Origin of the sequence: Luteimonas aquatica, from assembly GCF_022662575.1 — a bacterium.
Lineage (GTDB): Bacteria > Pseudomonadota > Gammaproteobacteria > Xanthomonadales > Xanthomonadaceae > Luteimonas > Luteimonas aquatica.
The window spans coordinates 22408-36431 of sequence record NZ_JALBFU010000017.1; the positions used below are offsets into that span (position 1 = coordinate 22408).

12 protein-coding genes and 1 tRNA gene are annotated in these 14024 nt (G+C 68.9%); 2 read left to right on the plus strand and 11 right to left on the minus strand.

Annotated features, from left to right (window positions below; translation table 11 throughout):
- Positions 1 to 92: 92 nt before the first annotated feature.
- The 8 genes from MD221_RS16615 to murJ all read right to left on the minus strand — a co-directional run bounded on the left by MD221_RS16615 (position 93) and on the right by murJ (position 10810).
- Positions 93 to 2300 carry a polysaccharide biosynthesis tyrosine autokinase gene (locus tag MD221_RS16615; RefSeq protein WP_242113107.1) on the minus strand — a complete coding sequence of 736 codons (2208 nt, stop codon included), beginning with the start codon at positions 2298 to 2300 and terminating at the stop codon, positions 93 to 95.
- Between the two features lie 34 nt (positions 2301 to 2334).
- The gene (locus MD221_RS16620; protein ID WP_242113109.1) at positions 2335 to 2769 is read right to left on the minus strand and encodes a low molecular weight protein-tyrosine-phosphatase; all 435 of its coding nucleotides are present in this window, start codon (positions 2767 to 2769) and stop codon (positions 2335 to 2337) included.
- Between the two features lie 615 nt (positions 2770 to 3384).
- Positions 3385 to 3460 (minus strand) — tRNA-Thr (locus MD221_RS16625).
- A gap of 85 nt (positions 3461 to 3545) precedes the next feature.
- Complete coding sequence (ispH, locus tag MD221_RS16630) at positions 3546 to 4496, minus strand: 4-hydroxy-3-methylbut-2-enyl diphosphate reductase (RefSeq protein ID WP_242113110.1); 951 nt, start codon at positions 4494 to 4496, stop codon at positions 3546 to 3548.
- Between the two features lie 10 nt (positions 4497 to 4506).
- Positions 4507 to 5034, minus strand: a complete 528-nt coding sequence (gene lspA, locus MD221_RS16635) for a signal peptidase II (protein ID WP_242113111.1) — start codon at positions 5032 to 5034, stop codon at positions 4507 to 4509.
- Positions 5035 to 5070: 36 nt separating this feature from the next.
- Positions 5071 to 7929: an isoleucine--tRNA ligase gene (gene ileS / locus MD221_RS16640; RefSeq protein ID WP_242113119.1), complete on the minus strand. Its 2859-nt coding sequence runs from the start codon at positions 7927 to 7929 to the stop codon at positions 5071 to 5073.
- A 144-nt stretch (positions 7930 to 8073) separates the two neighbouring features.
- Entirely contained in the window at positions 8074 to 9093 is a 1020-nt protein-coding gene (locus MD221_RS16645) for a bifunctional riboflavin kinase/FAD synthetase (RefSeq protein ID WP_242113112.1), read from the minus strand.
- A 115-nt stretch (positions 9094 to 9208) separates the two neighbouring features.
- Positions 9209 to 10810 (minus strand): murein biosynthesis integral membrane protein MurJ, encoded by a 1602-nt coding sequence (murJ, locus tag MD221_RS16650; protein ID WP_277928941.1) that lies wholly within the window; start codon positions 10808 to 10810, stop codon positions 9209 to 9211.
- Between the two features lie 230 nt (positions 10811 to 11040).
- Here murJ and rpsT point away from each other — a divergent pair, with 230 nt between their 5' ends.
- On the plus strand, positions 11041 to 11313 hold the full coding sequence (rpsT, locus tag MD221_RS16655; RefSeq protein ID WP_242113113.1) for a 30S ribosomal protein S20: 273 nt from the start codon (positions 11041 to 11043) through the stop codon (positions 11311 to 11313).
- Positions 11314 to 11386: 73 nt separating this feature from the next.
- Here rpsT and obgE read toward each other — a convergent pair whose 3' ends face one another.
- From obgE to rplU, 3 genes are all read right to left on the minus strand, one after another.
- A complete protein-coding gene (gene obgE, locus MD221_RS16660; protein ID WP_242113114.1) occupies positions 11387 to 12493 on the minus strand; it encodes a GTPase ObgE in 1107 nt (368 codons plus the stop codon).
- 261 nt (positions 12494 to 12754) lie between these two features.
- Complete coding sequence (gene rpmA, locus MD221_RS16665; RefSeq protein ID WP_242113115.1) at positions 12755 to 13015, minus strand: 50S ribosomal protein L27; 261 nt, start codon at positions 13013 to 13015, stop codon at positions 12755 to 12757.
- A gap of 13 nt (positions 13016 to 13028) precedes the next feature.
- Positions 13029 to 13349: a 50S ribosomal protein L21 gene (rplU, locus tag MD221_RS16670; RefSeq protein WP_242113116.1), complete on the minus strand. Its 321-nt coding sequence runs from the start codon at positions 13347 to 13349 to the stop codon at positions 13029 to 13031.
- Positions 13350 to 13589: 240 nt separating this feature from the next.
- On the opposite strand from rplU, the gene MD221_RS16675 reads away from it, so the two are divergent.
- Positions 13590 to 14024 (plus strand): YidB family protein (locus tag MD221_RS16675; RefSeq protein WP_242113117.1); only part of this gene is annotated, 435 nt, incomplete at its 3' end.

Consider the following 14024-nt stretch of genomic DNA (forward strand, 5'->3'; position numbering starts at 1 on the left):
TGCTGATGGATGCATAAAAATCTGTGAGCGTTCTCTAATCGTTTCATGTCGAAAACTCCTCCTTCACGCGGGCCTCACGCAGGCTTGCGCACTCAGGCGTCCGCCTTGCTCGAGGCGTACTCGTAGCCGTAGGCGTAGTAGCTGTCCGAACGCCGCTCCACGGCGTTGAAGATGGCGCCCTTGAGATCGATGCCGTTCTGCAGGAGCCGCTGCCTGGCCAGGGCGAGTTCCTTCAGCCGGTTCACGCCGAATCTCGCCACCAGCAGGCTGGTGCCGGCCTCGTGCCCGATGATCGTGGCGTCGGTCACCGCCAGGATCGGCGGCGTGTCGATGATGACCAGGTCGTACTGCTCCGACGCGGTCTTCATCAATGCCTTGAAGTTGGGGTGCATCAGCAGCTCGGAGGGGTTCGGCGGCACCGGGCCGCGCGAGATGAAGTGCACGCCCTCCAGCGACGGCCAGCGGTGGATCGCCTGGGACAGCTCCGCCCGCCCCACCAGCAGCTCCGACAGGCCATGGGTGTTGTCGTGGCCCATCACCTTGTGCAGCATGCCGCGGCGCATGTCGCCGTCGATCAGCAGCACCCGCTGTCCGGTCTGCGCGACGATCACGGCGAGGTTGGTGGAGACGAAGGTCTTGCCCGCCCCGGGGCTCGCGCCGCAGATCATCAGCACGTTGTTCTTGGCCTCGAGCGTGGCGAAGTGCAGGCTGGTGCGCAGGCTGCGCAGCGCCTCGATGGCCAGGTCGTTCGGCGCGTCGATCGCCAGCAGGTAGGGCTTGCCGTTGCCCATGCGCTGGCGGCTCACGCTCTCGTGGTCGCGCTGGTAGGGACTCATCGGGATCGAGGCGTATACCGGCAGCCCGGACTGCTCGATGGCATGCACGTCCTCCACCCCGCGGCTGAGCATCTGCCGCAGGAACACCCAGGCCACCACCAGGAAGGCGCCGAGGAAGGTGCCGATCACCACGATGCGCAGCCTGTTCGGACGCACCGGCTGGGTCACGTCGACCACGGCCGGGTCGATGACGTGGGCGTTGCCGACCGTGCCGGCGCGCGCGATATCCAACTGCTGCTCCTGGTTGAGCAGGCCGGTGTAGGTCTGGGTGCTGACCTGCACGTCGCGGGTCAGGCGCAGCAGCTCCTGCTGCGTCTGCGGCAGGTCGCCGGCCTGGTCGGTCAAGGCCTTGCGCTTGGCCTCCAGGCCGCCGATCTGCTTCATCAGCGCGCGGTAGGCCGGATGCTGCGCGGTGTAGCGGCGCTCGACCTCGGCCTGCTGCATGCGCAGTTGCGACAGCGTGGTGTCGATGCCGACGATCTGGTCGAGGATCGCCTTGGTCTCCAGGCTGATGTCCACCGAATGCGCCTTGCTCTGGAAGGCGTTGAGCTCGCCCTCGGCCTTTTCCAGGTCGCCGCGCACCTTCGGCAGCTGCTCCTTGACGAAGCGCAGGCTGTTGGCGGCCTCGGCCGAGTTGCGCTCGATGTTCTGGCGGATGTACTGCTTGCTGATCGCCGCGAGCGTGGTGGCGGCCATTTCCGGATCGCGCAGCTCGTAGCTGAGCAGGATGATCCCCGAGTCCTTGGCGTTCTCGCTGGCGCTGATGTTGCCCTGCACGGCGGCGATCGTCGCCAGCCTGCGCTGGCGCACAACGTCGAACTCGGTGCCCGGGTTCGCCGCCAGCCTGGTCACCTGCACGGTGACCGCGCCGGAACGCACGATGCCGCCGACCTTGCCTTCCGCCAGCAGGTTGTCGTCCTCGTCGTACAGGCGATAGCTTCCCGCCTCGCCCGCCTGCAGGCGCAGCGGCGTGCCGACCAGGGGGCCCGGCACCTCCAGCGTCTCGATGACCAGCTGCTCGCCGCCCCAGCCGTAGCTGTCCATGCCCAGGAACGCCGGCGCCGGACCGGCGTTGCCGGCGCGGCGCGCCATGAAGCCGCCGATCAGCGGGAAGCGGCGCGCGCGCACGTCGACGTCCAGGTTCAGCTCGTCCACCGCCTCGCCGATCACCGAGCGCGAGGTGAGCAGCGCGATTTCGGTCACCGCCTGCGGCGCCGACTCGGTGAGGATCTGCGAGACGTCGTCCAGCCCGGGCAGCGTCGGCGTCTTCGGCTCCACCTGGATCATCGCGGTGGCCTGGTACACCGGAGCGCTGAGCAGCGCGTAGCACACGCTCAGCACGAAGCACGCCGCCGTCACCGCGGCGATCAGCCACTTGTGGTCGACCAGCGTCCCCAGCAATGAAGCGAGATCGATCTCCTCGCTGGCGTCGTGCTTGCCTGTCGGCAGTGGTCTCATCGACATCTACGCAACCTGTCTCACGCGTTGTCCCCTGTGGTTATAGATAGGAACGCCAGCTTTCCACCGCGGCGTCGATCATGCGGTAGGCATGCTCGAAGACCGCGCGGTCCTGGCGGTACGGATCGGGGATTGGCGCGTCGTCCTGCCACTTGCCGAGCAGGAAGGTCTTACCTCGCGCATGCGGCGCGATCTTGTGGATGGCGCGGACATGCCGGCCCTCCATCGCCAGCACCAGATCGCAGGCGTCGATCAGCGACGCGTCGATCTGCCGGGCGACATGCCCTTCGGCGGGCAGGCCCTGACTTTCGAGGATCTCGCGCGCCGTCGGGTCGATGGGGCTTCCGCGCAAGGCCGCCAGGCCGGCGGACTGCACGCGAACGCCGCGCTCGCCCAGGCGATGGCGCAGGAGAACTTCCGCAGTCGGGCTGCGGCAAATATTGCCGACACAAACCATCAGGATCTTGGTGAACACGCGAGCCTCTTCGCCGACCTGCTGCTTCTGAAAGGCTCCGACGGGGTGGACATGCGCTCGCCCGTCCTTGGTGAGCGCGCTGGGACCGCATCACAGCGCGATCGAATTTCGCGACCACCCACCTTGATCGCGAGACGCAATGTAAAAGTGAGAGTACGAAAGCGTCAAGACAGTTTTTTGAACAGCGTGAATTTCATTCAGCGCCGTGATCGAGATCACACGCGAAATGAAACAGTCTGGGAAGTTGCGCGCGAATCGCCGTCGAGCCGGCGGATTGCTGGATATGGCGGTGCGATCGTGGACGAAGCACGGACGAAGCGGGACGAAACGCGTCGCCCTTTTGATCGAATTCCGCACATGGCGAAATCGCATGACGACATGTGCGCCCCATGAACGCGGCGGACGACGAGGTTGTCGCGATGTTCAATATGCGTGACGAAAGCGTTATCGGCCTGTTCGTTGCAATCGCAACGGACCGACGCTTCGCCTACGCGGCCGCGACGGCACGCATGCGCACGATCGACATCGACAAGACATGCCGCGGACATGCATCGGACATGCGCGAAGCGCGCACGCAGGGTGATGCGCGGCACGTCGGTGCGGCATGGCGGAGAGTGGTGCCGGAAACAGGAGTCGAACCTGCGACCTACGCATTACGAATGCGCCGCTCTACCAACTGAGCTATTCCGGCAGGAGAAGCACGCCTCGGCGACAGGCGCCGGGCCGCCGCGGTCGGGCCGCGGGAGGCGGAATTCTAGGTTTCGCGGCCCCCGCGGTCAATCGACCAGCTGGACGCGCAGTTCCTTGGGCAGGGCGAAGACCATGCTTTCCGGCTCTCCGGACAGCTCCCTGACGCCTCCCGCCCCGAGGGTGCGCAGGCGGTCGATCACCCCCTGCACCAGGACTTCCGGGGCCGAGGCGCCGGCGGTGACGCCGATGTGGCGCCGCCCCTCGATCCAACGCGGGTCGATCTGCTCGGCGCCGTCGATCAGGTAGGCCTCCACGCCCTCGCGCTCGGCCAGCTCGCGCAGGCGATTGGAGTTCGAGCTGTTCGGCGAGCCCACCACCAGCACCAGGTCGCACTGCACGGCCAGCTCGCGGACGGCGTCCTGACGGTTCTGGGTGGCGTAGCAGATGTCGTCGTTCTTGGGGCCCTGGATCGCCGGGAACTTGTCCCGCAATGACTGGATCACGCCACGGGTGTCGTCCACCGACAGGGTCGTCTGCGTGGTGTAGGCCAGGTTGTCGGGCTGGCCGACCTGCAGCGCCGCCACGTCGTCGACGTCCTCGACCAGGTAGATGCGCCCCGCCCCGCCCTCGCGGCTCCACTGCCCCATCGTGCCCTCGACCTCGGGATGGCCGGCATGGCCGATCAGCACGACGTCGCGGCCGGCGCGGCAATGGCGCGCCACCTCGAAATGCACCTTGGTCACCAGCGGGCAGGTGGCGTCGAACACCTTGAGGCCGCGCTGCGCCGCCTCGCTGCGCACCGCCTGCGACACGCCGTGCGCGCTGAAGATCACGGTGGCGCCGTCGGGCACCTCGTGCAGCTCCTCGACGAACACCGCGCCGCGCCGCTTCAGGTCGTCGACGACGTAGCGGTTGTGGACGACCTCGTGGCGCACGTAGATCGGCGCGCCGAGGGTCTCGATGGCGCGCTTGACGATCTCGATCGCGCGGTCGACGCCGGCGCAGAAGCCGCGGGGATTGGCGAGGACGATGTCCATGGCGTCGAGTCTACTCCCGCGCGCCGGAACGGTCGCCCGCCGCCCGGGGCCGGGGCTTGCCCTGGAACAGGCCGAACAGCACGATCGCCACCGCGCCGGCGACGATGGCCGAATCGGCGATGTTGAACGCCGGCCAGTAGAAATCGCGCCAGTACCACTGGATGAAGTCGACCACGTGGCCGTGGATCAGCCGGTCGATCACGTTGCCGAGCGCGCCCCCCACCACCAGGGCGAACGGCAGGGCCGTGCGCCAGTCGCGGCGCGGCGTGCGCGCCAGCCAGAAGGCCAGCACGCCGCTGATCGCCACCGCCAGGGCGGTGAACAGATACTTCTGCCAGCCGCCGGCGTCGGAGAGGAAGCTGAAGGCCGCGCCGGTGTTGTAGGTGCGGTACCAGTTCCAGACGCCGTCGATGACCGGGATCGCCTGGTATTCGGGCAGGCTGGACAGCACCCAGGCCTTGGTCAGCTGGTCGAGCGCGATCACCGCCGCGGAGACCAGCAGCCAGACGAGCGCGTTGGGGGTGGGACGATCGGACATCGGGTCAATCCTTTCCTGTGCGGGCGCGGACGGGCATCAGAACCACTTCCTGTCCTCGCCCGGGCCTTCGAGGTTGGAGACGCAGCGGCCGCACAGCTCCGGGTGCGCCGGATCGGCGCCGACGTCGGCGCGGTGATGCCAGCAGCGCACGCACTTGGCCTTGCTGGTCGGCGCGGCGAGGACCGCGATGTCCTGGATGTTGTCGTCGGCGACGACGTCCACGTCGCCGCTGATGAACAGGAAGCGCAGTTCCTCGGCCAGCGGCGCCAGCCAGTTCTGGTCGGCCACCCCGCAGCGCAGCGAGATCTCCGCCTCGAGCGCCGCGCCGATCTGGCCCGCCGCGCGCATCGGCTCCAGGGTCTTGGCGACGGTTTCTCGCAGCGCCAGCAGGCGCTTGAAATCCTCGTCCGAGAGCACGGCGTCGGCCGGCAGCGGCGCCAGACCGTCGTACCAGGTGGTGAACAGCACGTTGCCCTCGCGCGGTCCGCGCTCGGTCGCGGCGGGCATGTGCCGCCACATCTCGTCGGCGGTGAAGGCCAGGATCGGCGCGATCCAGCGAACGAACGCCTCGGCGATGCGGTACATCGCGCTCTGCGCCGAGCGGCGGCCGGGCGAGTCCTCGCGCATCGTGTACAGGCGGTCCTTGGTCACGTCCAGGTACAGCGAGCCCAGGTCGACGCTGCAGAAGTTCGACAGGAGCTGCACGATCTCGGCGAAGTCGTAGCGCTCGTAGGCCGCGGCGATGCGCTCCTGCAGCTCGGCGGCGCGGTGCACGATCCAGCGATCGAGCGCGACCATGCGCTCCGGCGCGACCAGGTCGCGCGACGGATCGAAGCCGGCCAGGTTGCCGAGCAGGAAGCGCGCGGTGTTGCGGATGCGGCGGTAGACGTCGGCGTTCTGCTTGAGGATCTTGTCCGAGACGGTCATCTCGTTGCGGAACTCGGTCGAGGCCACCCACAGGCGCAGCACGTCGGCGCCGAGCGTGTCGGTGACCTTGTCCGGCGCCAGCGCGTTGAACATCGACTTCGACATCTTCTTGCCGTTCTCGTCGACGGTGAAGCCGTGCGTCAGCACCTGGCGGTAGGGCGCCGCGCCGTCCATCGCCACGCCGCTGAGCAGCGCGCTGTGGAACCAGCCGCGGTGCTGGTCGGAACCCTCCAGGTACAGGTCGGCCGGCTTGCGCAACCCGTCCTGCGGCCGCCGCGCCAGCACGCATTCGTGGCTGGTGCCCGAATCGAACCAGACGTCGAGGATGTCGTTGACCTTCTCGTACTCGCCCGCCTCCTCGCCCAGCAGTTGCTCGGCGGTCATCGCGTACCAGGCGTCGACGCCCTCGCCCTCCACCACGTCGGCGACCTGGCGCATGATCTCGACCGTGCGCGGATGCGGCTGGCCGCTCTCGCGGTGGAAGAACAGCGCGATCGGCACGCCCCAGTAGCGCTGGCGCGAGATGGTCCAGTCCGGACGGCTCTCGATCATGTTGTAGATGCGCGCCTCGCCCCAGCCCGGCACCCAAGACACGCCCGGGATCGCGGCCAGCGCGTCGCGGCGCAGTCCCGCCTGCTCCATCGAGATGAACCACTGCGGCGTGGCGCGGAACACCACCGGCGTCTTGTGGCGCCAGCAGTGCGGATAGCTGTGCTTGATCCTGCCGCGCGCGAGCAGCGCGCCATTCTCGCGCAGGATCTGCACGAACAGGTCGTCGCTCTTGAAGATGTGCAGCCCGGCCAGCGCATGCACGCCCGCCGGCGGCGTCGAGGGCAGGTACAGGCCGCGGCTGTCGACCGGATTGATCTGCGCGGCGCTGTAGCGGTCGATCAGGCCGTACTTGAGCGAGACCGCGTAGTCCTCCTGGCCATGGCCAGGCGCGGTATGCACCGCACCTGTGCCGGCGTCGGTGGTGACGTGATCGCCCAGCAGCACCGGGATCTCGCGGTCGGCGTAGAAGGGATGGCGCAGGCGCAGGCCCTCGAAGGCCTCGCCCTTGTGCGCGGACCAGTCGCGGCTCTCGACGCTGTGGCCCTGCTTGAGCGCATCGGGTTCGGTGATCGCCGCGATCACGCTACCGACCAGTTCGCTGGCGACCAGCAGGTATTCGGGGCGACGGCCCGGCTCCTTGAACAGCGCTTCCTCGCCGGGCTCCACGCGCACCAGCGAATACTCGACCTCCGGCCCCATCGACACCGCCAGGCTGGCCGGCAGCGTCCACGGCGTGGTGGTCCAGATCGGCACCGACAGCGGGCTGCCGTCGTCCTCGATCCCGAACACGTCGAACACGCGCTTGCGGTCGAGCACCGGATAGCGCACGTAGATCTGCGTGGACTCCTTGTCCTGGTACTCGATCTCGGCCTCGGCCAGCGCCGAGCCGCAGTCGAAGCACCAGTGCACGGGCTTGGAGCCGCGCATCAGGTGGCCGCGCTCCACGATCCTGGCCAGCGAGCGCATGATGTCCGCCTCGTAGCGGAAATCCATGGTGCGGTAGGGATTGTCCCAGTCGCCGGTCACGCCCAGGCGCTTGAAGCCGCGGCGCTGCAGGTCGATCTGGCTGGTGGCGTACTCGCGGCACTTGGCGCGGAACTGCGCGGGATCGAGTTTGTCGCCGACCTTGCCGAACTCCTTCTCGACCTTGTGCTCGATCGGCAGACCATGACAGTCCCAGCCCGGCACGTAGGGCGCGTCGAAGCCGGCCAGCAGCTTGGACTTGACCACGATGTCCTTGAGCACCTTGTTGACCGCATGGCCGACGTGGATCTCGCCGTTGGCGTAGGGCGGGCCGTCGTGCAGCACGAAGCTGCGCGCGCGGTCCTTCACCTTCTCGCGGATGCGCTGGTACAGGCCCTCGCTCTCCCAGCGCGCCAGGGTTTCCGGCTCGCGCTTGGGCAAGTCGCCGCGCATCGGGAAATCGGTCGCGGGCAACAGCAAGGTGGCCTTGTACGGGTTGCCGGCGGCGGATGGATTCGGGTCGTTGGTCACGGGGCTCTCAGGCGGCGGGCTTTCAACAGAGGGGCTTCAGATACGCGGGCTTCGGACAACGGGACTTCAGGCAATCTTCTCGGCGGTCGCCGCCGATGCGGTCCGCGGATCCGGGGGCGAGGCGGGCTGCAGGCGACGCTGCAGCACATCCAGCGACAGCAGCTCGCGCGCCTGGGCGGCGTCGCGGTGCATCTGCTCGGTGAGTGCGGCCAGATCGGGAAACTTGCGCTCGGCGCGCAGGTGGGCGACGAACTCGATCTCGATCCTGCGACCGTACAGGTCGCCGTCGAAATCGAACAGGTGCGCTTCCAGCAGCGGCTCCACCCCGGCCACGGTCGGGCGCGTGCCCAGGCTCGACACCGACGGCCACGGCCGCTCGCCGATGCCGTGCACCCAGGTGGCGTAGATGCCCGACAGCGCCGGCATCTTGTTGCCGAAGCGCAGGTTGGCGGTGGGGAATCCCAGCGTGCGCCCCAGTTGCCGGCCGCGCACCACGCGCCCGCCGATGGCATAGGGCTTGCCGAGCAGTTGCGCCGCGTTGCCGAATTCGCCGGCCTGCAGCGCCGCGCGAATGCGGGTGCTGGACACCCGCTCGCCGTCCACCGCCACCGGCGCGATCGCCTCGGCGACGAATCCGTGCGCGGCGCCTTCGCGCCGCAGCGTCTCCAGGTCGCCGGCGCGGCGATGCCCGAAGCGGAACTCGGGGCCGACCAGCACCGCGCGCGCGCGCAGGCGTCCGGCCAGCACCTGGGCGACGAAGGCCTCCGCGCTCATCGCCGCCAGCCGCGCATCGAAGCGCAGCAGGCCGACCAGATCGGCGCCGAGCGAACACAGGCCCTCGAACTTGGCCCGCGCCAGGCTCAGGCGCGGCGGACGCGGCGCCTGTCCGGCGGCGGCGAAGAATTCGCGCGGCAGCGGTTCGAAGCTCAACGCCACCAGCGGCAGGCCGAGCGCGCGCGCGCGTTCGGCGGCGTGGCGCACCAGCGCGCGATGGCCCAGGTGCAGGCCGTCGAAGGCGCCGATGCAGACCACGCTCCCCTGCGGACACAACGGCCCGCCGTCGGCGTCGCGGAACAGTCTGCTCATGAACTCTTTAGTATAGCTGCGGTGCAGCAAAACAATCCCCGACGCCGCTCCGCTTCACGAGGCGGCATGGGCGGCGAACCCTGGGGACATTGCCGGCACACCGGCAAATGCCGGCCTAATGCCGCAGATCCCGCGGGCGCAGCCCCTGCAGCCAGAGCAGCCCCCCGTAGACCGCGGCGCCCGCCGACACCACGACGCCGAGCTTCCACAGCCGCTCCCACCAGGGCCAGACGGTCCAGCCCTGCCAGTAGGCCAGCAGCGCCAGCACCACGGCCGCCAGGCCGACGGCCGCGACCGCCAGCTGCCGGAGGAAGCGGCCCCAGCCGGCCTGTCGCTGGTAGACGTCGGCGCGGCGCAGGTACCACCACAGCTGCACGGCATTGAGCCAGCCGGCCAGGGCGATCGCCAGGGCCAGGCAGGCATGCGCGCCCGGCAGCTCGCCCAGCGCCTGCAGCGCCCGGCCGCCGGCGGTCTGCAGCGCGGCCCGGCCGGCCTCGGTTCCCCACAACAGCAGCGCCAGGAACAGCAGCGTCGCCAGCACGTTGGCGATCACCGCCACCACCGCGGCCTTCACCGGCGTCTTGGTGTCCTGGCGCGAATAGAACGCCGGCGCCAGCACCTTCACCAGCAGGAACGCGGGCACCGCCGTCGACTGCGCCATCAGGCTCAGGCTGCTCATGCGCGTGTCGCGCGCGGTGAAGTTGCCGTGCTGGAACAGCGCCGCGGTCAGCGGCTCGGCGCACAGCACCAGGCCCAGGCAGGCCGGCACGCCGATGATCAGGCACAGGCGCAGGCCCCAGTCCAGGGCCTTGGAAAAGCCCTGCGGATCGGTCGCGGCATGGCGGCCGGACAGGTGCGGCAGGATCACCGTGCCGATCGCCACGCCGAACATGCCCAGCGGGAATTCCAGCAGGCGGTCGGTGTAGTACAGCCAGGTCACGCTGCCGCCGATCAGGAAGGAGGCCATCATGGTGTTGAGCAGCAGGTTGACCTGCGCCACCGAGGAGCCGAACAGCGTCGGCACCATCAGCTTCATGATCCTGCGCACGCCCGGATGGCGGCCGCCCCAGCGCGGGCGTGGCAGCAGGCCGAGCCTGGCCAGCGCCGGGAACTGGAACACCAACTGCAGGATGCCGGCGACGAACACGCCCCAGGCCAGCACCAGCACCGAATAGTCGAACAGCGGCGCCACGCCCAGGGCCGCGGCGATCATCGCCAGGTTGAGCAGCACCGGCGACAGCGCCGGGATCGCGAAGCGCTGGTAGCTGTTGAGGATGCCGCCGGCCAGCGAGGCCAGGGAAATGAACAGCGCATAGGGGAAGGTGATGCGCAGCATCTCCGCCGCCAGCCGGCCCTGCTCGGTCTCCGTGCCGAAGCCCGGCGCGAACAGCGGCATCACCCACGGCGCCGCCAGCACCACCGCCGCGGTCAGCACCAGCAGCGCCGCGATCAGCGTGCCGGTGACCCGGTCGATCAGCTCCTTGACCTCGGCCTGGCCGTACCTGGCCTTGTACTCGGCCAGCACCGGCACGAAGGCCATCGAGAACGAGCCCTCGGCCGAGAGCCGGCGCATGAAATTGGGGATGCGGAAGGCGACGAAGAAGGCGTCCATGGCCGGACTGGCGCCGAAACTGCCCGCATAGACCTGGTCGCGCACCAGGCCGGAGATGCGCGAGAGGAAGGTCATGGCGCTGAACACGGCCGTGGAGCGCAGCAGGCCGGCCTTGCGCGGCTGGGCCGGCGGCGCGGCCTCGGAACGGGCGCCGCCCGGGCCCTCGGCCGGGGACTCCGGGCCGCTCAACGCCTCGCCCCCGCCCGGCGGGCTGCCTCAAATCCGATCTTGACGCAAGCCCTTGAATCCACCAGAATATCTGGCTTGCCTTTGCCGGGCCTGCCCGGCTCGCTGTCCCAAGACCCCATCTCTACCTCAGTTTCCAGGATTCCATCGTGGCCAACATCAAGTCCGCCAAGAAGCGCGCCAAGCAGGCCGTCGTGCGCAACCTGCGCAACAACAGCCAGCGTTCGCAGCTGCGTACCGCCGTGAAGAAAGTGCTCAAGGCCATCGACGCCGGCGACGCCGCCGCCGCCAACGAGGCCTTCAAGATCGCCCAGCCGATCCTCGACCGCTTCAGCTCGCGCGGTCTGATCCACAAGAACAAGGCCGCCCGCCACAAGAGCCGCCTGACCGCCCGCATCAAGGCGATCGCCGCGGCCGCCTGAGCCCGAGTTCGGGGTCGCTGCGAAAAACCCGGCTTCGACCGGGTTTTTTGTTGCCCGCGACACGGGTCGCGGCTCAGCCCGCATCGGGACCGGCGCCGCTTTCGCCGGCCTTGCCTTCGCCGGCACGCTCCGCCTCGCGCGCATCCTCGCGCAGGCGGTCGAAGAAGGCCTGCACTTCCAGCATGATCGGCCAGGTGCCCTCGCGCCCGATCGCCGACACCAGGTACCACGGCTGCTCCCAGCCCAGCGCCTCGACGATCTCGGCCGCGCGCGCGCGCGCCTCGTCTTCGAACATCAGGTCGGCCTTGTTGAGGATCAGCCAGCGCGGCTTCTCCAGCATGCCCGGATCGTATTTGCGCAGTTCGTGCTCGATCGCGCGCACCTGCTCGACCGGATCGGCGTCGACCACTCCCTCGGCGTACTCGCCGAATGCAGGCGCGATGTCGACCAGATGCAGCAGCAGCCGCGTGCGCTGCACGTGGCGCAGGAACAGGCTGCCCAGGCCGGCGCCGTCGGCGGCGCCCTCGATCAGGCCGGGGATGTCGGCGATCACGAAGCTGCGGTGCGGCTCGACGCTGACCACGCCCAGGTTCGGGTACAGCGTGGTGAACGGATAGTCGGCCACCTTCGGCGTGGCCGCCGAGACGGCGCGGATGAAGGTGCTCTTGCCGGCGTTGGGAAACCCGAGCAGGCCGACGTCGGCCAGCAGCTTCAGCTCCAGGCGCAGCGTGCGCTCCTCGCCGGGCAGGCCGGGCAGCGCCTTGCGCGGCGTGCGGTTCACCGAGCTCTTGAAGTGCATGTTGCCCAGGCCGCCCTTGCCGCCGCGCGCCACCAGCAGGCGGTCGCCGTGCGCGGTCAGGTCGCCGATCACCTCGTCGGTCTCGATGTTGGTGACCACGGTGCCCACCGGCACCACGATGGTGATGTCCTCTCCGCCCTTGCCGTACTTCTGCTGCCCCATGCCGTTCTCGCCGCGCTGCGCGCGGAACTGCTTCTGGTGGCGGAAGTCGACCAGGGTATTGAGGTTCTCCGAGGCCTCCAGCCAGACGCTGCCGCCGTCGCCGCCGTCGCCGCCATCCGGGCCGCCGAGCGGAATGAACTTCTCGCGGCGGAATCCGACGCAGCCGTTGCCGCCATTGCCGGCGGTGACGGTGATTTCAGCTTCGTCGACGAGTTTCATAGGCGGGTGAAGGGGGGCGTGTTAGCGGACGCCATCAAGGCGTCTGCTGCGCCCCTGAACGCCCGGCCACGGATCGCCGGGCTGGACGGCCCGGAGCCGAAACGCAGCGCCAAGGACGGCAACAGATACTTCAAAAGGCACGGATGCTTGAACGGACAGGAAGTCTACCGCTTTTGCCCGTTCATTCTCTAAAAATGGAAAGACCGCACATAAACGAAAAACCCCGCCGTAGCGGGGCTTTTCGCGGTACGCGTGCGCGGGTTACTGCGCCGCGACCACGCTTACGGTGCGGCGCTTCTTCGGACCCTTGGTCGCGAACTCGACCTTGCCGTCGACCAGCGCGTACAGCGTGTGGTCGCGGCCGAGGCCGACGCCGGCGCCCGGATGGAACTGGGTGCCGCGCTGGCGCACGATGATGTTGCCGGCCTCGATGGCCTGGCCGCCGTACATCTTCACGCCCAGGTACTTCGGGTTGGAATCGCGGCCGTTGCGCGAGGAACCTACGCCCTTTTTGTGTGCCATGGCTTAAGACTCCTTACTTCTTGTCGCCACCGGCAATGCCGGTGATCTCGATTTCGGTGTAGTGCTGCCGATGGCCCATCTGCTTGCGATGGTGCTTGCGGCGGCGGAACTTCACGATGCGCACCTTGTCGGCGCGGCCGTGGGACTTGATGGTGGCGGTGACGCTCGCGCCCTTGAGCGCGTCGCCGAGGGTCACGCCCTCGCCGTCGCCGAGCATGAGCACGTTGTCGAACGTGATCTCCTTGCCGGCTTCGGCGTCGAGCTTCTCGACGCGAATCGTCTCGCCCTTCATCACGCGGTACTGCTTACCGCCGGTGACTAGAACAGCGTACATGACCAAGCTTCCTCTGTAGTTATTGTGGTCCTGCCCACCGGAGCGCGGCGGACAGAAGCGGAATTTTAGTGGATTCAGCAAGTTACGGTCAAGCCATCCTGCCCGCCGCGCCCGGCGCTCTCACCGGGCCTTCACGGCCGCGGGCGCGGTATGTCGGCACTCCGGGTCGAGGGGGCGGCCGGGGTCGCCCGCGGGCGCCGTCCGGCGCCCCTTCCATCGACGACGACGAAGGAGCCATCCATGTTCGACGCACTCCTGGAGACCCTGGCCTCGCGCTTCGGCATCAGCCTGGACAAGGCCAAACAACTGCTGGCCGCCCTGAGCGCGCTGATTTTCGACCCCGGCCGCGGCGGCCCCGCCGGCTTCCTCGAGCGGCTGCGCAGCGGCGGGCTGGGCGAGGCCGTGCAGTCCTGGATCGGCAGCGGCCCCAACCAGCCGGTGACCGCCGCGCAGCTCGAAAACGCCCTGGGCAGCGGCGAAATCGACAATATCGCCGCCAAGGCCGGGCTGGACCGGGCCACCGCCGCCGGCGCCCTGGGCGGCCTGCTGCCGGAGGTGATCGACCGGCTGAGCCCGGACGGCCAGCTGCCCGCCAGCATGCCCGGCAGCCTCGCCGGATTGCTGGGCGGGCTGGGCGACAGGCTCGGCGACCTCGGCCGGTCGGGCGCGGCGGCG